This window comes from Fuscibacter oryzae (assembly GCF_016765795.1).
GTDB classification, from domain to species: domain Bacteria; phylum Pseudomonadota; class Alphaproteobacteria; order Rhodobacterales; family Rhodobacteraceae; genus Fuscibacter; species Fuscibacter oryzae.
In genome coordinates, this window is the sequence record NZ_JAESVP010000011.1 from 42,883 (window position 1) to 62,280 (window position 19,398).

Consider the following 19,398-nt stretch of genomic DNA (forward strand, 5'->3'; position numbering starts at 1 on the left):
TTGACGTGCTGCGACTTTCCGGCAAGGCTGGCGCGATGTTCCAGCCGGTTGCGCTTCCCCTGTGGCTTTTGGTTCTGATCCTTGGCTTTGCCGGGGTCACATTTGCCTCTCATTTCCTGTTCCCCTCGGTGCGCTGGTTCTTCCGGCGGCGGGCGGAAAAAGCGCTGGCGCGGCTGAACGCGCGGCTGGACCGGCCGATCGAGCTGTTCAAACTTGCCCGGCGGCAGGACATGATCGTCCGGCTGTCCTATGACCCCAAGGTGCTGGAGGCGGTGACGGATTACGCCGCCGAAGCCAGCATTCCGCCTGAGGTCGCCTTTGAAATGGCCCGCCGCTATGCGCGCGAAATCGTGCCTTCCTTCTCGGCGACGCTGTATTTTGGCGTTGCGATCCGGCTGGCGCGGTGGCTGTCGCGTGGGCTGTATCGGGTGCGCGTGGGCAGGGTCGACAAGGAGCTGAGCCTGATCGACCCGCGCGCCACGGTGGTTTTCGTGATGAACCATCGCTCGAACATGGATTATGTGCTGGTGACATGGCTGGTGGCCAACCGCTCGGCCTTGGCCTATGCGGTGGGGGAATGGGCGCGGATCTGGCCGTTTTCGGGGCTGATCCGCGGGATGGGCGCCTATTTCATCCGCCGTAAATCGCGCAATACCCTCTATCGCCGGGTTCTGGCGCGCTTCGTGCAGATGGCGACAGAAGAGGGCACGACGCAGGCGATTTTCCCCGAAGGCGGGCTGTCTCTGGATGGCCGTGTGGGCGCGGCAAAGCTGGGGCTGCTGAGTTACATCGTTTCGGCCTATTCGCCCGACGGGCGCGATGTGGTCTTTGTGCCGGTGGGTCTGGGCTATGACCGGGTGCTGGAGGACCGGATTCTGGTGCAAGCGGCGGCAAGTGGGGAACGGCGGTTTCGTGGCAAGTTGCTGACCACCGCTTGGTTTGGCGCGCGGGTGCTGTGGAAAATCCTGCGCGGCCGGTTTCCGGGGTTTGGAACGGCCGCCGCCGGATTTGGCGCGCCGGTGTCCTTGCGCGCGTATTATGAGCGGACCCCCGGCGCTGCTGTTGAAACGCTGGCGGCCAGCCTGATGGCCGAGATTGCCCGCGTTGTGCCGGTTACGCCCGGCCCGCTGGTGGCCGCCGCACTGATCAATCAGCCCGCCGATCTTATCGCTTTGGCAACCGAAGTAGAGCGTCTTGCTGCAAAGCTGGAAGGGCAGGGCGCGGTGCTGCGTCTGGCACCGCAGGGATTCGCCGCCACCGTCGCCGAAGGGCTGGTGCCATTCCAAAAGCGCGGTCTGGTGGACGACGCCCTGCAACCAACGCCCGGATCGGCCCCTGTCCTGGCCTTTTATGCCGCAGCGGTACAGCAGCGGCTGCAAGGTGACGCTGCGACGCAGAAGACATAAAATTACAATATCTGCCATAGTAGTATTGCAAAATTGCGCGCGCGGCCATATTCCTTCGCCATCCCCGCCCCGATTCTGCGGTGCGGCAGAGCGAACAGGAGGCCCCGATGGCATTGGATACGATCAGCCCGATAGCGCCCTATGACGCGCCGGTGAAAGACCTGTATGAAATTGGCGAGATGCCGCCCCTCGGTCATGTCCCGGCCAAGATGTATGCTTGGTCAATCCGGCAGGACCGCCACGGCGACCCCGACAAAGCGATGCAGGTCGAAGTGGTCGATACCTGGAAGCTGGACAGCAACGAAGTGCTGGTTCTGGTGATGGCGGCGGGCGTCAACTATAATGGCGTCTGGGCCGCGCTGGGCGTGCCGATCAGCCCGTTTGATGGCCACAAGCAGCCGTTCCACATCGCAGGTTCTGATGCCTCGGGCATCATCTGGGCGGTGGGCGACAAGGTCAAACGCTGGAAAGTCGGCGATGAGGTGGTGATCCACTGCAATCAGGACGACGGCGACGATGAAGAATGCAACGGTGGCGACCCGATGTTCTCGCCCAGCCAGCGGATCTGGGGCTATGAGACCCCCGATGGTTCTTTCGCGCAGTTCACCAAGGTTCAGGCCCAGCAGTTGATGCCGCGCCCCCGCCATCTGACCTGGGAAGAATCGGCCTGCTATACCCTGACGCTGGCCACGGCCTACCGGATGTTGTTCGGCCACCCGCCGCATGATCTGCAACCCGGCCAGAATGTGCTGGTCTGGGGTGCTTCGGGCGGTCTGGGGTCTTTCGCGATCCAGTTGATCAACACCGCAGGCGCCAATGCGATCGGCGTGATCAGCGACGAATCCAAGCGCGATTTCGTCATGGGACTGGGGGCCAAGGGCGTCATCAACCGCAATGACTTCAAATGTTGGGGCCAGCTGCCCAAGGTCAATTCCGAAGAATACAATGCTTGGCTGAAAGAGGCCCGCAAGTTCGGCAAGGCGATCTGGGACATCACTGGCAAGGGTGTGAACGTCGATATGGTGTTCGAACATCCGGGTGAAGCGACGTTCCCGGTCTCGTCTCTGGTGTGCAAAAAGGGCGGCATGGTCGTGATTTGCGCCGGGACCAGCGGCTTTAACTGCACCTTTGACGTGCGCTATATGTGGATGCACCAAAAGCGCCTGCAAGGGTCGCACTTTGCGCATTTGAAGCAGGCGGCAGCGGCCAACAAGCTGATGTGCGAACGCCGGCTAGACCCCTCGATGTCAGAGGTGTTCCCTTGGGCCGAAATTCCCGCCGCCCATATGCTGATGCTGAAGAACAAGCACAAGCCGGGCAACATGGCGGTGCTGGTTCAGGCCCCGCGCACTGGGTTGCGCACGTTTGAAGACACGCTGGAGGCGAGTCTGCGTCGCTGATCACGGAAATGCCGCAACCCTTGCGGGTGCGGCATTGCTATTGCTCCCCGAATCCCGCCACTATCCACGATGTGGGATCATTCTTGCCATGGCGGCCAAATTGTTTCCGTCATGGCGATGATCCGCGTAAAACGGTGGCGGCAGGTTCGGGGACTCGATGCACCACGACTGGATCTTCGATGTCCTACGGGACTTGCAGGCCTATGCTTCGGCCAATGGTTTGCCCGCCCTCGCCGCCAAGGCGGAAGAGGCGCTGCGCACCGCAGAACTGGAATTGATCGCGCGGGGGACTGATGGCGATCCCCCCGACGGCGCGCCCTTCGTTCTGCCGCATTAGCGTCTGGCTCTTCCCGGTGCCATGGCCTAGGGTTGCGCCATGCTGCCCAATGTGACCTTTTCCGACGACCAGGCCGAAGCCTTCGACCGTGTCGCGGCCGATCTGATGTCCATGGGCATCGACCTTGAAAACGGCGAGTTGTCGCCGCGCGCCGAAGGCCGGGCCTCGGTGCTGGCTGTGATCGGCAAGGCCGGGTCGGGCAAGACGCTGCTTTTGGCGCAACTGACCAAAGCGATGCAGGCGGCGGGCGTTGAAATCGTCTCGGGCGATTACGAAGGGCGCAAACGCAAAGAGCGGCGCACTCTGGCGGTTCTGGCTCCTACCAACAAGGCGGCATCGGTGCTGCGGATGCGCGGGGTGCCCGCCACCACGATCCACCGTATCCTTTATACGCCGGTCTATGACCCGCAATACGAACGTATCGCCGAATGGCTGACAGGGCAGGGTGACCGCCCAGTGGTCGAAGGGCTGACCGACCAGGCGCTGGACCGCGCCCATGCCTTTTACCAACAGGTCGCCTCGGTTCCCGGCGCGCTGGCGGCGGCGGGTCTGCGCGGGTCCGATTTTATCAAGGGCTGGAAACGCCGGGAAGAGCCGCTGGATGTCGGCTTTGTCGATGAAAGCTCAATGCTGGACGAACGCCAGTTCGAAGATCTGAAAGAAATCTTCCCCATACTTGTGATGTTCGGCGATCCGGCGCAGCTTGCGCCGGTGGGCCAGTCGGGTGCCATGGTGTTCGACAAGCTGGCCCAGCCTGCCAAGCTGATCCTGCACCGCATCCACCGGCAAACCCAGGACAACCCGATCCTTGATCTGGCCCATGCGCTGGCCGATGACAGTATCGGGTTTGAGGATTTTGAGCGGCTGGTCGAACAAAAATCCCGCGCTGATGACCGCGTGGTCTGGGCCGAGCGGGTCGATGCCGAGATGATGGCGCGCAGCCCGGTCCTTGTGTGGCGCAACGCCACCCGCATCCGCCTGATCACCGCTTTCCGCACCGCTTATGGCGCACCCGATGACGATCTGGTGCCCGGCGAACCGCTGATTTGCGATGGGATCGAACTGCCCCTGAAACACCGCAAAAAGCGCATCGATCTGGAGGCGCGGGGTCTGATCAAAGGCGCGCAGGTCATCTATCTTGGCCCCGGCAACCGAACGGGCTTTGCCAAGCTGCATGTGATCGGCGCCGAAGACCCGCAGTTTTCGGCGGCCAGCATCATCAAGATCGAAAAGCCGGATGAAGAGGAACCTTTCATCCCACATGCCGCCACCATGGGAGCCGCCTTCCTGCATGGCGCGGCGGTCACCATCCACAAGGCGCAGGGCAGCCAGTGGGAAAATGTGCAGGTCTTTGCCCCCGATCTTTACGCCGCCGCCGCCGCGGGCCGAACCGAGGCGGGCCTGCCCCTGTGGAAACGTCTGGCCTATGTGGCGATCACCCGCGCCGAAAAGCGGCTGTTCTGGATCGTGCGCAACCGCCTTGCCCGCCCGCAATCTGCCCTGACCATCGACGATCTGCGCCAGGCCCCCGCGCCTTTGAAGCTGGAAACGCAGGAAGACTTTTCGTAAGGCCCGTGCTGGGCTACACCATGGCAAAGGTCGCATTTGCGCCTTTCCAGATACTCCACGGGGGTCCGGGGGTGTGAAACCCCCGGCCTTCGGCCCGACAAAGGAAACCCCATGCGCTGCGTCTTCGTTCAGTTCCGCTGCACCCCCGGCAAGACCTATGAGGTCGCCGAGGCGATCTATGACCGAGAGGTGGTCAGCGAGCTTTATTCGACCAGTGGCGAATATGACCTGATCGCCAAGGTCTATATCCCGGACGAGGAAGATGTCGGCCACTATCTGTCGTCAAAGCTGTTCGACATTCCGGGCATCCAGCGCACTCTGACGACGATGACCTTCAAGGCGTTTTAATTGGTGCGCGCAAAGCACGCACCCTACCATGGCACCGTAGGGTGCGTGATTTCACGCACCATTCCACAACCTTCACCGCAGGATCGGCGGCCCATCGGCCCGTGCTGCGCGCACAAAGGCCGCGATGCGCGCATGGTCCTTCAACCCCGGCGCGCTTTCCACCCCGGATGATACATCGACCTGCCGTGCATTGGTCAGCCTCACCGCCTCGGCCACGTTCTCGGGGTTCAGCCCGCCGGCCAGCATCCACGGGCGCAGCCAGCGGCGCTGCGCCACCAGCCGCCAGTCAAAGGTTATCCCGTTGCCGCCGGGCAGGGCGGCACCCTTGGGGGGCTTGGCATCGATCAGCAACTGGTCAGCCACCAGCGAATAGTCCAGCAGCGGCGCAAGGTCGCCCTCATCCGCAACACCCAAAGCCTTCATCACCGGCAGGCCATAGCGGGCACGCACCTCGGCCACGCGGTCGGGCGTTTCGCGGCCGTGCAGTTGCAGCATGTCCAGCGGCACCGCCTCGACAATCGCATCCAGCGTGGCATCATCGGCATCGACCACCAGCGCCACCTTGCACAATCCGTCGGGTGCCCACAGCGTCAGTTCGCGCGCTTCGGGAATTGTCAGATTGCGGGGCGATTTAGCAAAGAACACGAATCCTGCATAGGCGGCACCGGCCGCCGCCACGGTGTCCACATCTTGCCGCGTCCGCAGCCCGCAGATCTTTACCCGAATGTCAGGCATCTACCGCGCCTTCGGCTTGTCGAGCAGGGCGAGGATCTCGTCCTTGGGCGGGGTACTGGTCGAATCCTTTAGAACCGCCAGTTCCCGCTCCAACTGCGTGACCTGCCGCGATCCTTGCCGTGCGGCGCTGCGGTGTTTGTGTTCGCGCGCCCATTCCCAGAAGAAGCCGATCAGGATGCCAAATGCCACTGAACCCAAGATGATCAGGAACAGCGGCAGGTCGATCTGGCAATCCCATCCCAGCAACGCGGCAAGCCCCGCTGGCAGCGCCTTGAGCGTGACCACCGAACGGTTGGCAATTGCCACCGTCAGCAAGATCAGCGCCAGTGCGGCAAGGATCAGATAGCGCAGGTATCGAAACATGGTGGCCCCGGCAATGACTGTCGGGCCTTTATCGGCCAGCGCGGGCCAAGGCGCAAGGCGACTATTCGGCGCCGTTCAGCCGTTCGCGCAGCAGTTTGCCGGTCTTGAAGAAGGGCACCTTCTTCTGATCGACCTGAACCGCCTCGCCCGTGCGGGGGTTGCGCCCGGTGCGGGCATCGCGCGCCTTGACCGAGAAGGCGCCAAAGCCGCGCAACTCGACGCGGTCGCCCTTGGCCAGCGCCTCGATGATTTCCTCGAAGACCGTGTTCACGATCCGCTCGACATGACGCTGTGTCAGATGCGGATTTTCATCTGCAATCTTCTGGATCAGTTCAGATCGGATCATCCGATGTCCCCCTGTGGCCACCTCGGTCTGTGGCCGACCGTTCGGTGAGAATACGCTTTGCGATTAGGACTATAGGGGAAATTTGCGGTCACACAAACGATTTCGCCATTGTGTTGACCAATGCGAAAGGCCCCGCCGGGGCGGGGCCTTTCATTGTTTCTTTGGCGTCGCCAGTGGCGATCAGTTGCGGTCCTTCAGGGCCGCGCCAAGGATATCGCCCAGCGAGGCGCCCGAATCGGACGAGCCATACTGTTCCACGGCTTCTTTCTCTTCGGCAATCTCGCGTGCCTTGATCGACAGGCCCAGACGACGGGTCTTGGGGTCGATGTTGGTCACGCGCACGTCGATCTTGTCGCCGACCGAGAAACGCTCGGGGCGCTGGTCGCCACGATCACGGCTCAGGTCCGAACGGCGGATGAACGACTTGGCGCCGTTGTATTCCACCTCGATGCCGCCTTCTTCGATGGCGGTCACTTCGACGGTCACGATCGAGCCACGCTTCACGCCATCAACAGCGTCGGTGAAGGTGTCTTCGCCAACAGCCTTGATCGACAGCGAGATACGCTCTTTCTCGACGTCAACTTCCGAAACGGCGGCCTTGACGGTATCGCCCTTGCGGTAGTTCTGGATCGCGTCTTCGCCGCGCTGGTCCCACGACAGGTCGGACAGGTGAACCATGCCGTCGATGTCGTTGTCGAGGCCGACGAACAGACCGAATTCGGTGATGTTCTTGACTTCGCCTTCGATGATCGCGCCCACCGGATGGGTTTCGGCGAACACTTCCCACGGGTTGCGCTGGGTCTGCTTGAGGCCCAGGGAAACGCGGCGCTTGGCGCTGTCGATTTCCAGAACCATGACGTCAACCTCTTGCGAGGTCGAAACGATCTTGCCGGGGTGGACGTTCTTCTTGGTCCAGCTCATTTCCGAGACGTGGACCAGACCTTCGACACCGGCTTCCAGCTCCACGAAGGCGCCGTAATCGGTGATGTTGGTGACACGGCCCTTGTGGACCGAACCCAGCGGATAGGCCTTTTCAACAGCATCCCACGGATCGGATTGCAGTTGCTTCATGCCCAGCGAAATACGGTGGGTTTCCTTGTTGATCTTGATGACCTGAACCTTGACGGTCTCGCCGATCGACAGGATTTCTGACGGGTGGTTGACGCGACGCCAAGCCATGTCGGTGACGTGCAGCAGGCCGTCAACGCCACCGAGGTCAACGAAGGCACCGTATTCGGTGATGTTCTTGACCACGCCATCGACGATCTGACCTTCGGTCAGGTTGCCAATGACTTCGGCGCGCTGTTCGGCGCGGCTTTCTTCCAGAATGGCGCGGCGCGACACAACGATGTTGCCACGGCGACGGTCCATTTTCAGAATCTGGAACGGCTGCTTCATGCCCATCAGCGGGCCAGCATCACGCACGGGGCGCACATCAACCTGCGAACCCGGAAGGAACGCCACAGCGCCACCCAGATCGACGGTAAAGCCACCTTTGACGCGGCCAAAGATCGCGCCATCGACGCGGGTCTCGGCGGCATAGGCCTTTTCCAGACGGTCCCAGGCTTCTTCGCGCTTGGCTTTTTCGCGGCTGATCTGGGCTTCACCACGGGCATTTTCCACGCGGTCCAGATAAACCTCGACTTCATCGCCAACATTGATGTTGGGCTGTTCGCCGGGGTTTGCGAATTCTTTCAGATCAACGCGGCCTTCCATCTTGTAGCCGACGTCGATGATGGCCTGGCCCGCCTCGATGGCGATGACCTTGCCTTTGACAACCGAACCCTCTTCGGGGGTGTCAATCTCGAAGCTCTCTTTCAAAAGGGCTTCAAATTCTTCCATAGCGTTCTTGGCGCACATGCGAGTTATATCCTTTTCACGGTTTTTCTGGCCATGCGGTTGGCTCCGCCGGTCTTTGGTGGCCCCGCAATGGCAAGCAGCCCGGAAAACCGGGCGCATCCTGCGGGATGGCGGCGCTATAGCGGCAAAGCGGGGTGGGGGCAAGCGAAAGCGGCCAATCTAGCGGGGCGGCAGGCCAAAGCGTTCGCGTGGAAAGCCAAAGCGCGCCAGATGGGCGAACAGGCGGCCTTCGAAACCCGGGCTGTCGATATCCAGCGTGTGACGGGTGAAATACCAGTAAAGCGCGCGGTCAAAATCACGCGGGCCGGCCAGCGCGCGGTGCAGGGCGTCGGCCACATCTTCGGGGCGGGGGGCGGTTTGCACCAATTGGGCAAAATCGGCCCGCCCGCACAGGACGGCGGGCTTGCCGTGCAGCAACCCCTCGACCGACGCGGCAGAGTTGAACGAGACGGTCACATCGCAGGCCGCCAGCACATCATGGATATTCGCCTCTATCGGCGGCAGGTCCAGCCCGTCATCGGCCAGCCGCGCCAGCGTGCGCAGCCCCGGTTCGCGGGCAAGGGGGTGCAGCTTGACCACCACGGGCCGGTCGCCCGCCGCGTCAACGACCGCGCGCACCATGTCTTCCGACGACATGAAGTGCTGGGCAAGGTTCGACGGCTCAATCCCTTGCAGGAACACCGCGATGCAGCCCTGCGGCACAAGGGTGAACTGGCGCGGCTGTTTATAGCGAGACTTGCGCGCCAGAACGAACCGCTGGCGCAACCCGTCGCAAAATGCACGCGCCGCGGCTACATCCACCGCCGCCGCATCAAACACCGCATGACGGGCAGAGCTGTCGGCCAGCGTCCCCTCGGGGTCGGCGTGAAAATAGCCCTGCAAATAGGCCAGCGCGATGTTCAGCCAGCCGGTGCATTTGACCTGCCCGCCCTCGATCAGATGCAGGTTGCCATCGGCCCTCGCCTGATTGGGCTTGCGAAAAATCTCGCGCCGCAGCACGGCCGAGATATCGATGTCATAGCCTGCCAGCGCCTCGATCATCCGGTTGGCCAAGGGGGGGCGGCGGATCTCTGGCCAGACCTCAAGGTTCTTCGGGGTCAGGTGAAACACAATCCGCGCCGGGCCGGTCTTGGCGGCAATCGCCGCCCCGATCCGGGCGGTGGCCATGTCAATCGCCTCGGCAGCGGTCAGGGCAGAGGTGTCGATGATGACCGCATCGGCGGCGGGCCGCAAAGGGGCATCGGCGCGGTTCATGTCGCGCTCATCGCGCTCGATCACCTCGGCCAGAACGTCCTCATAGGGTTTTGGCGCATTCTTGCCGCCCAGTTCCAGCCAGCGGCGGCGGGCGCGCACCTCTGGGCTGGCGGTGACGAACAGCTTCACCTCGGCCTCGGGGCAGATCACCGTGCCGATGTCGCGCCCGTCCAGCACCGCGCCGCCCTTTTTGCGGGCAAACCGGCGCTGAAATTCCAGCAGGGCGGCGCGCACTTCGGGGATAACGGCGACACGGCTGGCGGCTTGCCCGGCTTCCAGCGTGCGCAGGTCGGGGCGCGCCAGATCGTCGGGTGTCAGGCTTTGGGCGGCAAGGATCGGGTCGCCGCCTTTGACCCCTACAGCGCGATAAAGTGCGCCGGTATCGAGATGGCCAAAGCCGAACCGTTCCGCCACGGCGCGGCTGATGGTGCCCTTGCCCGCGGCGGCAGGGCCGTCGATGGCAACCGTAAAGATCATGGCCGAACCTTGCCCTGCCGGAACCGCCGATACCCGGCCAGCAGAACCGCCCCGCCAAAGACCAGCAGCGCAAACCCGTCCAGCACCGCCTTGATCCGCGTTGCATCAGACGCGGCGGTGACCATCGCCTCGGTCAGCTCCCCGGCAGTCAAAAGGGTTGCGACGCGGATATTCTCGGTCAGGTCCGCCACGGCTCCGGCGATGACAACCAGCGCCATTGCCAGGGCCAGCCATCTTGGCAGCAAGACAGCAAATGACCAGACCAAAAACAGCGCCAGCGCCGGAATGAACAGGCCGTCCAGCCGGTGCAGCGCCTCAAGATACAGGTCGCGGCCCGTTGGCGTCAGCCGGTCAACATAGGCCTGTGCGGCGGTCAGGTCATAGCCGCCGAACCGCGCATCGAAACTGGTCTGCCCGCCTGCCGCCGCTGCCAGCTCTGGCCCGACGACCTGCGTCATCAACGCCCAAAGCGCCAGAACCACCCCCGCCAGCGACAGATAGGCCATACGCCCCAGCATGGCCTAGCCGTGCCGCAGCTTGGCACCAAGGCCGTTCATCAACCCTTCAAAGATCGGGAAAGAGGTGACAATCGGGCTGGCATCATCCACGCCCACCGGCTTTTTCGCCGCCATCCCGGCAATCAGGAAGGACATGGCGATGCGGTGGTCCAGATGGGTTTTCGCGGTGGCCCCGCCGGGCATGCCGCCCGCGCCCATGCCATGAACGATCAGCGTATCCTCATCCTCTTCGATCTTCACGCCGCAAGCCTCAAGGCCCCGCGCCATGGCGTCGATGCGGTCGCTTTCCTTGACGCGCAGCTCTTTCACACCGCGCATCACCGTCTTGCCGTTGGCGAAAGAGGCGACGATGGACAGGATCGGGTATTCGTCGATCATGCTTGGCGCGCGTTCGGGCGGAACCTCGATGCCCTTCATATTGCCGCTGAACCGTACGCGCAGGTCAGCCACCGGCTCACCGCCTTCTTCACGCGGGTTCTCAAAGGCGATGTCGGCGTCCATTTCAACCAACGTGATGTAAAGGCCGTTGCGCGTCAGGTTCTGGCTGACACCGGGCACCAGCACGTCCGACCCTTCGACGATCAGTGCCGCGCAAACCGGAAAGGCGGCGCTGGACGGATCGCGCGGCACGGCCACGGTTTGGGGGCGCAACTCTGGCCGGCCGGTCAGGGTGATGACATGGCCTTCGCCGGTCTTTTCCACATGAAGCTGCGCGCCAAAGCCCAGCAGCATCCGTTCGGAATGGTCGCGGGTCGGTTCCTTTTCGATCACCACCGTCTCGCCCGGCGCATTCAAGCCCGCCAGCAGAATGGCCGATTTCACCTGAGCCGAGGCGACGGGCAGGGCATAGCGCACCGGCACCGGATTGGCAGCACCCACCACCGTCATCGGCAACCGCCCGCCCTTGCGGCCAAAGGCCTGCGTGCCGAACAACGACAGCGGGTCGGTCACGCGGCCCATCGGACGCTTGCGCAAACTGGCGTCACCCGTGAAGGTGGCCGAAATCGGCGTCGTGGCCATGGTCCCCATGATCAGCCGCACCCCGGTGCCCGAATTGCCGCAATCGATCACATCGGCAGGCTCCTGAAACCCGCCGACGCCGACGCCGTTCACTGTCCAGACACCTTCACCGTGGCGTGTCACGGTCGCACCAAACGCCCGCATTGCGGATGCCGTATCCAGCACATCCTGCCCTTCCAGAAGGCCGGTGATGCTGGTCTGGCCCACCGCCATCGCCCCGAAGATCAGCGCGCGATGCGAGATTGACTTGTCTCCCGGAATCAATGCCGTGCCTTTCAGCGGCCCCGACTTTTCGGAAATCATCGGTTGAGCTTCACCGTGGCCGGACATGCACGCCTCCCTTGAATTGCCAAAGCCTGATAGCGCAAGCGGGCGGGGCGGTCCACACCCTCGGGCGAAGGTGCTGGTTGATCCTGCGGATGCCTCCGGCGGGGATATTTATGAACAGATGAAGGGGAGGAAACTCATCTGTTCATAAATATCCTCTGGGGGTGCGGGGGGCGAAGCGCCCCCGCTGCCACGGCTTACCCCTTGCGGTGAAAGGTCAGGTAATGCGGCAGGCGGCCTTCGCGTAGCGCCTTTTGTTCATAGCGGGTTGAAAACCAGTCGGACCAGTGTTCGCCAAGGCCCCCCTGATGGATCAGGTCAAAGCCGGCGGGCGGCACCTCTTCCAGCGTCTGGCGGACGTAATCGGGAATGTCGGTCGCCACGCGGAACTCGGCCCCCGGTTTCATCCGGCTGGCAAGCAGGGCCAGATAACCTGGCGTCACAAAGCGGCGGCGGTGGTGGCGGGCCTTGGGCCAGGGGTCGGGGTAGTTGAGGAATACCTTCGACAGCGATTGCGCGGGCAGCACATCGAACAGGTCGCGCACATCGCCGGGGTGCAGCGCAAGGTTCGTCACCGCTGCGGCGCGGATCTTGCCCAACAGCATTGCGATGCCGTTTACGAAAGGCTCTGCCCCGATGATCGCCACATCGGGATGGTTTTGCGCCATATGAAACAGATGCTCGCCCCCGCCAAAGCCCACCTCCAGCCACAGCGGGCGGCCTTGGGTCAGGCCGGTCAGGTCCAACGGGGTGCGGGCAGGGTTTTCGGCGGGGCTGACTCCCCGCAGGCTCATAGCCTCCAGATCGCCCAGATAGTCGCGCTGGCTGGCCCGCAGGGTCTTGCCGTGAATCCGCCCGTAAAAATTGCGCCGCTCGGTCGTCATCTTGGCCCTCGCTCTGAACCGGCGCGCTATTGGCAGGCGGCGCGCGGGTGGTCAAGCCCGCACAGATGCAAGGCGTATCAGCCTTAGGGGGATTGTTGTGATCCTTCGCGGTCACGCTGGGATGCCCGGTCCTCTGCGCGCTCGATCGTCTGGGCGTGGGCTTTCATCTCGCGTTCTTGCTGGTCAAGCGCGCGGATCAGGTCGGGCAACGAGGGGTTCGCCGTATTGATATAGGCAATCGCCGCGCGCAGGGCCTGCCGCTTTTCGCTGTCGGGCAGGCGGTCCATGCTGATGTCGGGCGCGCCGGAATGCGGATACCAGCGCGGACCACCCAGCCAGACGGCGGCGAACATGATCTTGGCGCGCGCCGGTCTGGTGCCACCCGCGACCAGCGTGTCATAGAACATGCGGTGCACATCCTGCCATGTGGCGGCGTGATAGGCGGGGCCCGCCTCATTCCCGATGCCGCAATAGGCATCGTGCATCGCGGCGGCCAGCGCGAATTCGGGATCGCGCGGATTACCGATCACCGACACGAAGACCGGCGGGATTGATGCGCCATCGGTCAGTGTCAGGCGCGCAGCAGTCCAGCCGCGCGCCTTACCATCGACGAAATCCAGCTTTCGCGCCGTGGGATAGAAGGTATAGGGCCGGCCGGGCAGGGTGACGGGCTTTGGCTCCAGTGCAAGGGGTGCGTTGCGAAAGCGGCAGGTCTGCCCGCTGACGGTGTCCTGACCGCATTCATCGGGCGACAGGGGCAGGCGCGCATCGGCCAGCCTGTCGGGCGAGGAGACGCAGCCGCCCAGTACCAGCGCGACAGAGAAGACAACGGGCAGAAAAGGGCGGGCAAAGGGCTGACGGGAACGCGGCATCGGCTGATCTCCCCCAAGGATTTCGCCCTGCGCTAGCCCTGTGCCCACCCTGCGTCAAGCGTGGATCACAGGTACATGCCGCCCGAAACCTCCAGCCGCTGGCCGGTCATCCAGTTGGCCTCTGCGGTCAGCAGGCTGGCCACGGCGGCGCCGATGTCATCGGGCTGTCCCACCCGGCCCATGGCGGTGACGCTGGCGACAAAGCTATTCAACTGCGCATTGTCGCGCACCGCCCCACCGCCAAAGTCGGTCTCAATCGCGCCGGGGGCGATCACGTTCACCGAAATGCCGCGCGGCCCCAGTTCGCGCGCCATATAGCGGGTCAGCGTTTCGATCCCGCCCTTCATCGCGCCATAGGCGGCATAGCCGGGCAGCGAGAACCGGGCCAGACCGGATGAGGTGTTCACCACCCGCCCGCCATCGCGCAGCAGGGGCAGCAAGCGCTGGGTCAGGAAGAAGGTCGATTTCAGGTGGATGTCCACCATCTGGTCGAATTGCTCTTCGGTTGTCTCGGCAAAGCTGGCATGAGTGCCGGTGCCTGCATTGTTCAGCAGAAAATCCAAGGCGTCATGGCCAAGGGTTTTCAGGGTTTCGGCCAGCACTTCGGCAAAGGCTGCGAAGGTGGCAGCCTTGGACACATCCAGCGGCAGGGCTGCGGCCTTGATGCCGATGGCCCGCAGATCGGCCACCACATCATCAGCGGCAGCGCGATTGTTGTTGTAGGTCAGCACGATATCCACGCCCTTGCGGGCCAGATGCAGGGCGGTGTTGCGGCCAAGGCCACGGCTGCCGCCGGTGATAAGGGCAATGGTCATGTCAGTCTCCTGTCGGGGTGCGATGACGGGAACTTAGGAGGTGCAGCATCACCATGCCTGCCGGTTTCTGCGGCTGCTCTGCCCGATTGTCTAAAACATCACTGGGGGCGGCTTGTCGGCTGGTGGGGGCGGGCCTAGCTTTGGGCACAAGTTATAAAGGGCCCCCGTCCATGCAGATCGATGCGCTGAAAACTCTGGCCCTGCGCCATGCCGATCAGGCTCGTGCCGGATATGAGCCGGTGGCGACTGGGGTTGCTGGCTTTTCGATCATCCGCACCCGCCAGCCCACCGTGCTGCGCCCGCAGATCTATCAACCGGTGTTTTGTCTGGTCTTGCAGGGCACGAAAGAGCTGTATTCCGGGGATCGAAAGGTTGCCTTTGGTGCGATGCAGTCACTGTTGGTCACGGTGGATTTGCCCGCGCTGACACGGATCGTGAAAGCCAGCCCGGCAGAACCCTATATCGCGCTGGCCTTGGGGCTGGATGCGGCCCTGCTGGCCGAAATGGCCGATCTGGTTCCAGAGCACACCGAGGCGGGCGGGCCGGGGTTCGGCATGGGGCAGGCAGATGGGGCAATTCTTGATGCGATGGGGCGGATGGCGGCGCTGATCGGGCGGCCAGAGGCTGCGGGCGTGCTGGAACCGCTGATCCGGCGCGAAATTCATTACTGGCTGATGACCTCTTCCCATGCGCCAATGTTGCGCCGGATTGTCAGCGCCGATGGCAATGGTGCGCGGATCGCCCGCGCCATAGGCACCATCCGGCGTGACTTTGCTGCCCGCCTGCCGGTGGACGATCTTGCCCGCGCGGCGGGGATGAGCCTTTCGGCCTTTCACGCCCATTTCCGCATCATGACCGCGACGACGCCGCTGCAATTCCAGAAAAGCCTGCGCCTGATCGAGGCGCGGCGGCTGTTGCTGGCGGGTGGCCACAGCGTGTCGCAGGCGGCTTTTGCCGTGGGCTATGAAAGCCCGACCCAGTTCAGCCGTGACTTTTCACGGCGGTTCGGTATTGCGCCATCCGGCGTGGCGCGGGCGGAAAGCGGCGGCGCAGAGGCGGCCTAACCGCGCCCGCGATAGGGGGCCACGCCCTGATCTGGCACCCAGGCCCCCGCAGGCGGCGCGCCCGTCTGCCAGAAGACATCAATCGGAATGCCGCCGCGCGGATACCAATAGGCCCCGATGCGCAGCCATTCCGGGGCCAGCAGGGCAACCAGCCGCTTGGCAATATCAATCGTGCAATCCTCATGGAACGCACCGTGGTTGCGAAAGCTGTGCAGGTACAGCTTCAGCGACTTCGATTCCACCAGCCAGTCGCGCGGGATGTAGTCGATCACGATATGCGCGAAATCGGGCTGCCCCGTCATCGGGCAAAGCGAGGTGAATTCGGGCGCGGTAAAGCGCACGACCGACAGGCTGCCCGCATGGCCAAAGGGCACCCGTTCCAACACCGCAGTTTCGGGGCTGGCGGGCAAGTCGGTCTTGGAACCCAACTGAGTCAGGCCGGAAACGTCGGTGTGCGTCATCTCGGACTCCTTGAAGGCGCAGGGGCGCGCTGATCGGTTCAGGCCAAAGTCAGCCGCGTTGAACCAAGACCAGCCCCGCAACCATAGCGGCGATCCCTGCCGCGCGGGTCATCGACAGGCTGTGAACCGTGGCGCCGAACAGGGCGAAATGGTCAATCAGCGTGGCTGCAATCATCTGACCCAGCAACACGCAGAACACTGCATTTCCAACCCCGAAGCGCGGTGCAACCCATGTGACCGACAGGACATAGAAGGCGACAAAAAGGCCCGCCAGAAACAGATGTTTCGGCTGGGCAGGCAGGGCGGAGAGTGCAGGGCTCTGGCCTGACACCAGCAGAACCACACCGCATGCCAGCAAGGCCACCGCGAACAGCACGACCGATGCCGCTACGGGGGCTGCAATCCTGCTGCCCAATTGCGAATTCAGCGCCGCCAGCATCGGGATGCCGATGCCGGCCAACAGCATGATCGCGGCATAGCGCAAAGTGTCACCTGACATAGCAAGGCCCTCCATTGCGATTTGCACCACAGTATAGTGCCGCCGCGCAACCTGACCAGTCGTTTGGCAAGCCTAGAAAGGGCTTGCCAAAGTTGATCAGACCGCCTTTTTCAACGCCTCGATCAGATCGGTCTTTTCCCAGCTAAAGCCGCCATCCGCCTCTGGCGCGCGACCGAAATGGCCATAGGCGCTGGTGCGGGCATAGATCGGGCGGTTCAGGTCCAGGTGGGTGCGGATGCCGCGCGGGGTCAGGTCCATCACCTGGGCCACGGCGCGTTCGATCACCGCCTCGTCTACCTGGCCCGTGCCATGGGTATCGACATAGATTGACAGCGGCTTGGCCACACCAATGGCATAGCTGACCTGCAAGGTGCAGCGGTCAGCCAGACCGGCGGCGACGATGTTCTTGGCCAGATAGCGCGCGGCATAGGCGGCGGAACGGTCAACCTTGGTCGGGTCTTTGCCGCTGAAAGCGCCGCCGCCATGGGGGGCAGCCCCGCCATAGGTATCGACGATGATCTTGCGGCCCGTCAGCCCCGCGTCGCCATCGGGTCCGCCGATCACGAAGGTGCCGGTCGGGTTCACATGCCATTCGGTCTTTTTGGTCAGCCAGCCTTCGGGCAGGATCTCGCGGATATAGGGTTCCACGATACCGCGGATCACCTTGGACGTCTGGCGTTTCGAGGTGTGCTGGGTAGACAGCACGATCGAGGTCACCTCAACCGGCTTGCCGTTTTCATAGCGCAGCGAGATCTGGCTTTTCGCATCCGGGCCAAGGGTCGGCTCGGCACCCGATTTGCGCACTTCGGCCAGACGGCGGAGGATCGCGTGGGAATATTGGATCGGAGCCGGCATGAACTCGGGCGTCTCACGCGTGGCATAGCCGAACATGATGCCCTGATCGCCCGCGCCATCGCGGTCAACGCCTTGGGCGATATGGGCGGATTGTTCGTGCAGATAGTTCTGCACCTTGATCTTTTCCCAATGGAACTTTTTCTGCTCGTACCCGATGTCGCGCACGCAGTCGCGCACGATGCCGTCGATACGGTCCATCATCGCCTTGGTCTTTTCCTTGGTGGAAAGACCAACTTCGCCGCCCACAACCACACGGTTCGTGGTGGCAAAGGTTTCACAGGCGACACGGGCGTTCGGTTCTTCGGTCAGGAAGGCATCCAGCACTGCATCGGAAATGCGGTCGCACACCTTGTCAGGGTGCCCCTCCGACACGGATTCAGAGGTGAAGACATAGTTCAGTCTGCTCATGGGAAGTGCTCCATTGGATATCCCCGTCACGCCAGGAAGCCGTTGTGACGGTTTGATTGCGGGCGATGCCTAGGGGCAATGGCGGGCAGGGTCAAGCCACTCTGCGGTGCCGAGGCCGGATCAACGCAAGGGAGAGCCCGGCCAGCAACACTAGCACCGGAGTTTCGCCGAACCGGGCATAGGGCGTGGGCGGTCGCGCGCCGGGCAGGGTAACATCCAGCGCGCCCTCAGTCTGGAACGGCAGGCTGGCGATGGTGCGCCCCCGCGCATCGTAAACCGCTGTCACGCCGGTATTGCCCACCCGAACCAGCGGCAGGCCCATCTCAATGGCACGCAGGCGGGCAAGGGCGGCGTGCTGGAACGGACCGGTCAGGCTGCCGAACCACGCATCATTGGTGATTTGCAGCATCCAGTCGGCGCGGTCAGGCGCGGCCCGCACATCTTGCGGAAAAACCGCCTCATAGCAGATCAGCGGCAGCACCTTGCCCAGCTTTTGGCCAAGATCAACCACCCTTGGCCCCGGCCCGGCGCTATAGCCCGCCCCGGCCTGAGAGGCGAAGGCCCGCACCCCGAACAGCCGGAACATCACATCGCCCGCCGGGATATATTCGCCAAAGGGCACCAGATGCGCCTTGTCATAGCGCGCCGCCTCTGCCCCATCGGGCGCAATCACGGTCAGGCTGTTCCACGCCAGATCGCCGTCCATCCGCTGCGCGCCAATCGCCACCGGCGCATTGTGGCCAACCCCGCCGATCATGCCGAAAATCTCTGGGTGCAGGTCCAGCGAATAGGGCAGCGCGGTTTCGGGCCAGATTGTCAGGTCGCGCAGCGGGCCTTCGGCGGTCAGCCGCATCAGCAGGTCAAAATGGGTCTGCGCCAGCGCAGGGTCCCATTTCAGCGCCTGTTCGGCATTGGGCTGGATCAGCCGCAGGGTCACATCGCGCGGCGCAGGGTCGGGCTGCGACAGATCGCGGATACCAAGGCCCCAAGCGGCGGCAACCAGCAATGCCGCCCCCGCCATCGGGACGATGCGCAACCGCGACAAGCCCGCCGCCGCCAGCAGCGTCAGCAGCGTCAGGCCATAGCCGCCAAACAGGCTGGCGGTCTGGATGACGGGGGCGTGAAACCAGATATGGCCGGGCAAGGCCCAGGGAAAGCCGGTCAGCACATGGCCCCGCAGCATCTCTGCCGCCGTCAGCGTCAGCGCAAAGGCCAGCGCAGGGCGGGGCAGGCGGGTGGCCACCATGGCCGCCGCCATCCAGAACAGCGCCAGACCAAAGGACAGAAAGACCACGGCAAAGGGGATCATCCAGGCATAGGCGGCGGCATCAACCAGAAACGGCTCGGTAATCCAGTTCAGCGCCAGCGCGAAATGCGCGGCCCCGCCTATGAGCGCCAACCAGCCAGCTCCCCGGCGGTTTGCCACCAGCCAGACCAGCAAGGCATAGCCGGGCAGGGCGACCCACCATAGGCCAAAGGGTTCCTGCCCAAGTGCTGCCAGCGTCCCGGCCAATACCGCCAGCCCGGCCAAGCCACGGCCCGGCCAAGCAGCTCGGGCCGCCTGGAGCCACCGCCGCAAG

At 63.5% G+C, this 19,398-nt stretch carries 19 protein-coding genes, 1 pseudogene and 1 riboswitch; of the genes and pseudogenes, 6 read left to right on the forward strand and 14 right to left on the reverse strand.

All coding sequences use genetic code 11. The features are described 5' to 3' along the window. The first annotated feature begins 5 nt into the window (after positions 1-5). The 5 genes from JI744_RS17170 (at position 6) to JI744_RS17190 (ending at position 5,060) form a co-directional block, all read left to right on the forward strand. Entirely contained in the window at positions 6-1,406 is a 1,401-nt protein-coding gene (locus tag JI744_RS17170) for a 1-acyl-sn-glycerol-3-phosphate acyltransferase (protein ID WP_328757513.1), read from the forward strand. Between the two features lie 107 nt (positions 1,407-1,513). Next, positions 1,514-2,806, forward strand: coding sequence for a crotonyl-CoA carboxylase/reductase (gene ccrA / locus JI744_RS17175; RefSeq protein ID WP_202662408.1), 1,293 nt, complete (start codon positions 1,514-1,516; stop codon positions 2,804-2,806). Positions 2,807-2,963: 157 nt separating this feature from the next. Next, positions 2,964-3,143, forward strand: a complete 180-nt coding sequence (locus JI744_RS17180; protein ID WP_202662409.1) for a hypothetical protein — start codon at positions 2,964-2,966, stop codon at positions 3,141-3,143. A gap of 39 nt (positions 3,144-3,182) precedes the next feature. Next, positions 3,183-4,712: an ATP-dependent DNA helicase gene (locus JI744_RS17185; protein ID WP_202662410.1), complete on the forward strand. Its 1,530-nt coding sequence runs from the start codon at positions 3,183-3,185 to the stop codon at positions 4,710-4,712. A gap of 111 nt (positions 4,713-4,823) precedes the next feature. Beyond that, entirely contained in the window at positions 4,824-5,060 is a 237-nt protein-coding gene (locus JI744_RS17190) for an Lrp/AsnC family transcriptional regulator (RefSeq protein WP_202662411.1), read from the forward strand. A gap of 72 nt (positions 5,061-5,132) precedes the next feature. Here JI744_RS17190 and JI744_RS17195 read toward each other — a convergent pair whose 3' ends face one another. The 10 genes and pseudogenes from JI744_RS17195 to JI744_RS17240 all read right to left on the reverse strand — a co-directional run bounded on the left by JI744_RS17195 (position 5,133) and on the right by JI744_RS17240 (position 14,531). Next, positions 5,133-5,795 (reverse strand): phosphoribosylanthranilate isomerase, encoded by a 663-nt coding sequence (locus JI744_RS17195; protein ID WP_202662412.1) that lies wholly within the window; start codon positions 5,793-5,795, stop codon positions 5,133-5,135. After that, entirely contained in the window at positions 5,796-6,158 is a 363-nt protein-coding gene (locus JI744_RS17200) for a LapA family protein (protein WP_202662413.1), read from the reverse strand. A gap of 61 nt (positions 6,159-6,219) precedes the next feature. Next, entirely contained in the window at positions 6,220-6,504 is a 285-nt protein-coding gene (gene ihfB, locus JI744_RS17205; protein WP_202662414.1) for an integration host factor subunit beta, read from the reverse strand. Between the two features lie 180 nt (positions 6,505-6,684). Beyond that, positions 6,685-8,463 (reverse strand): 30S ribosomal protein S1, encoded by a 1,779-nt coding sequence (rpsA, locus tag JI744_RS17210; RefSeq protein WP_268885816.1) that lies wholly within the window; start codon positions 8,461-8,463, stop codon positions 6,685-6,687. Between the two features lie 1,050 nt (positions 8,464-9,513). Further along, positions 9,514-10,095 (reverse strand): annotated as a pseudogene (locus tag JI744_RS17215) ((d)CMP kinase); the annotation flags it as partial. After that, positions 10,092-10,613: a hypothetical protein gene (locus JI744_RS17220; RefSeq protein ID WP_202662416.1), complete on the reverse strand. Its 522-nt coding sequence runs from the start codon at positions 10,611-10,613 to the stop codon at positions 10,092-10,094. The gene JI744_RS17220 and the pseudogene JI744_RS17215, both read right to left, overlap by 4 nt. Before the next feature lie 3 nt (positions 10,614-10,616). Further along, the gene (gene aroA, locus JI744_RS17225) at positions 10,617-11,963 is read right to left on the reverse strand and encodes a 3-phosphoshikimate 1-carboxyvinyltransferase (RefSeq protein WP_202662417.1); all 1,347 of its coding nucleotides are present in this window, start codon (positions 11,961-11,963) and stop codon (positions 10,617-10,619) included. Between the two features lie 194 nt (positions 11,964-12,157). Beyond that, positions 12,158-12,844, reverse strand: coding sequence for a tRNA (guanine(46)-N(7))-methyltransferase TrmB (gene trmB / locus JI744_RS17230; RefSeq protein ID WP_202662418.1), 687 nt, complete (start codon positions 12,842-12,844; stop codon positions 12,158-12,160). 83 nt (positions 12,845-12,927) lie between these two features. After that, on the reverse strand, positions 12,928-13,716 hold the full coding sequence (locus JI744_RS17235; protein ID WP_202662419.1) for a DUF1353 domain-containing protein: 789 nt from the start codon (positions 13,714-13,716) through the stop codon (positions 12,928-12,930). A 65-nt stretch (positions 13,717-13,781) separates the two neighbouring features. Then, positions 13,782-14,531 (reverse strand): SDR family NAD(P)-dependent oxidoreductase, encoded by a 750-nt coding sequence (locus JI744_RS17240; protein WP_202662420.1) that lies wholly within the window; start codon positions 14,529-14,531, stop codon positions 13,782-13,784. 170 nt (positions 14,532-14,701) lie between these two features. Between JI744_RS17240 and JI744_RS17245 the strand changes: the two genes are divergently transcribed. Beyond that, positions 14,702-15,595 (forward strand): AraC family transcriptional regulator, encoded by an 894-nt coding sequence (locus JI744_RS17245; protein ID WP_202662421.1) that lies wholly within the window; start codon positions 14,702-14,704, stop codon positions 15,593-15,595. On the opposite strand, the gene queF is transcribed toward JI744_RS17245, so the two are convergent. The 4 genes from queF to lnt all read right to left on the reverse strand — a co-directional run bounded on the left by queF (position 15,592) and on the right by lnt (position 19,397). Then, on the reverse strand, positions 15,592-16,056 hold the full coding sequence (gene queF, locus JI744_RS17250; protein ID WP_202662422.1) for a preQ(1) synthase: 465 nt from the start codon (positions 16,054-16,056) through the stop codon (positions 15,592-15,594). The genes JI744_RS17245 and queF overlap by 4 nt on opposite strands. Before the next feature lie 49 nt (positions 16,057-16,105). Continuing rightward, a complete protein-coding gene (locus tag JI744_RS17255; protein ID WP_236019520.1) occupies positions 16,106-16,555 on the reverse strand; it encodes a DMT family transporter in 450 nt (149 codons plus the stop codon). 96 nt (positions 16,556-16,651) lie between these two features. Then, positions 16,652-17,818, reverse strand: a complete 1,167-nt coding sequence (metK, locus tag JI744_RS17260) for a methionine adenosyltransferase (RefSeq protein ID WP_202662423.1) — start codon at positions 17,816-17,818, stop codon at positions 16,652-16,654. 6 nt (positions 17,819-17,824) lie between these two features. Then, positions 17,825-17,872, reverse strand: a riboswitch (SAM-SAH riboswitch). A gap of 37 nt (positions 17,873-17,909) precedes the next feature. Next, on the reverse strand, positions 17,910-19,397 hold the full coding sequence (gene lnt, locus JI744_RS17265; RefSeq protein ID WP_236019521.1) for an apolipoprotein N-acyltransferase: 1,488 nt from the start codon (positions 19,395-19,397) through the stop codon (positions 17,910-17,912). Between the last annotated feature and the right edge of the window lies 1 nt (position 19,398).

Bases quoted from the DNA above. Each gene is read 5' to 3' on its own strand.
- ccrA (WP_202662408.1), top strand. From the start codon at position 1,514: ATGGCATTGGATACGATCAGCCCGATAGCGCCCTATGACGCGCCGGTG.
- JI744_RS17180 (WP_202662409.1), top strand. From the start codon at position 2,964: ATGCACCACGACTGGATCTTCGATGTCCTACGGGACTTGCAGGCCTAT.
- JI744_RS17185 (WP_202662410.1), top strand. From the start codon at position 3,183: ATGCTGCCCAATGTGACCTTTTCCGACGACCAGGCCGAAGCCTTCGAC.
- JI744_RS17190 (WP_202662411.1), top strand. From the start codon at position 4,824: ATGCGCTGCGTCTTCGTTCAGTTCCGCTGCACCCCCGGCAAGACCTAT.
- JI744_RS17195 (WP_202662412.1), bottom strand. From the start codon at position 5,795: ATGCCTGACATTCGGGTAAAGATCTGCGGGCTGCGGACGCGGCAAGAT.
- JI744_RS17200 (WP_202662413.1), bottom strand. From the start codon at position 6,158: ATGTTTCGATACCTGCGCTATCTGATCCTTGCCGCACTGGCGCTGATC.
- ihfB (WP_202662414.1), bottom strand. From the start codon at position 6,504: ATGATCCGATCTGAACTGATCCAGAAGATTGCAGATGAAAATCCGCAT.
- rpsA (WP_268885816.1), bottom strand. From the start codon at position 8,463: ATGCGCCCGGTTTTCCGGGCTGCTTGCCATTGCGGGGCCACCAAAGAC.
- JI744_RS17220 (WP_202662416.1), bottom strand. From the start codon at position 10,613: ATGCTGGGGCGTATGGCCTATCTGTCGCTGGCGGGGGTGGTTCTGGCG.
- aroA (WP_202662417.1), bottom strand. From the start codon at position 11,963: ATGTCCGGCCACGGTGAAGCTCAACCGATGATTTCCGAAAAGTCGGGG.
- trmB (WP_202662418.1), bottom strand. From the start codon at position 12,844: ATGACGACCGAGCGGCGCAATTTTTACGGGCGGATTCACGGCAAGACC.
- JI744_RS17235 (WP_202662419.1), bottom strand. From the start codon at position 13,716: ATGCCGCGTTCCCGTCAGCCCTTTGCCCGCCCTTTTCTGCCCGTTGTC.
- JI744_RS17240 (WP_202662420.1), bottom strand. From the start codon at position 14,531: ATGACCATTGCCCTTATCACCGGCGGCAGCCGTGGCCTTGGCCGCAAC.
- JI744_RS17245 (WP_202662421.1), top strand. From the start codon at position 14,702: ATGCAGATCGATGCGCTGAAAACTCTGGCCCTGCGCCATGCCGATCAG.
- queF (WP_202662422.1), bottom strand. From the start codon at position 16,056: ATGACGCACACCGACGTTTCCGGCCTGACTCAGTTGGGTTCCAAGACC.
- JI744_RS17255 (WP_236019520.1), bottom strand. From the start codon at position 16,555: ATGTCAGGTGACACTTTGCGCTATGCCGCGATCATGCTGTTGGCCGGC.
- metK (WP_202662423.1), bottom strand. From the start codon at position 17,818: ATGAGCAGACTGAACTATGTCTTCACCTCTGAATCCGTGTCGGAGGGG.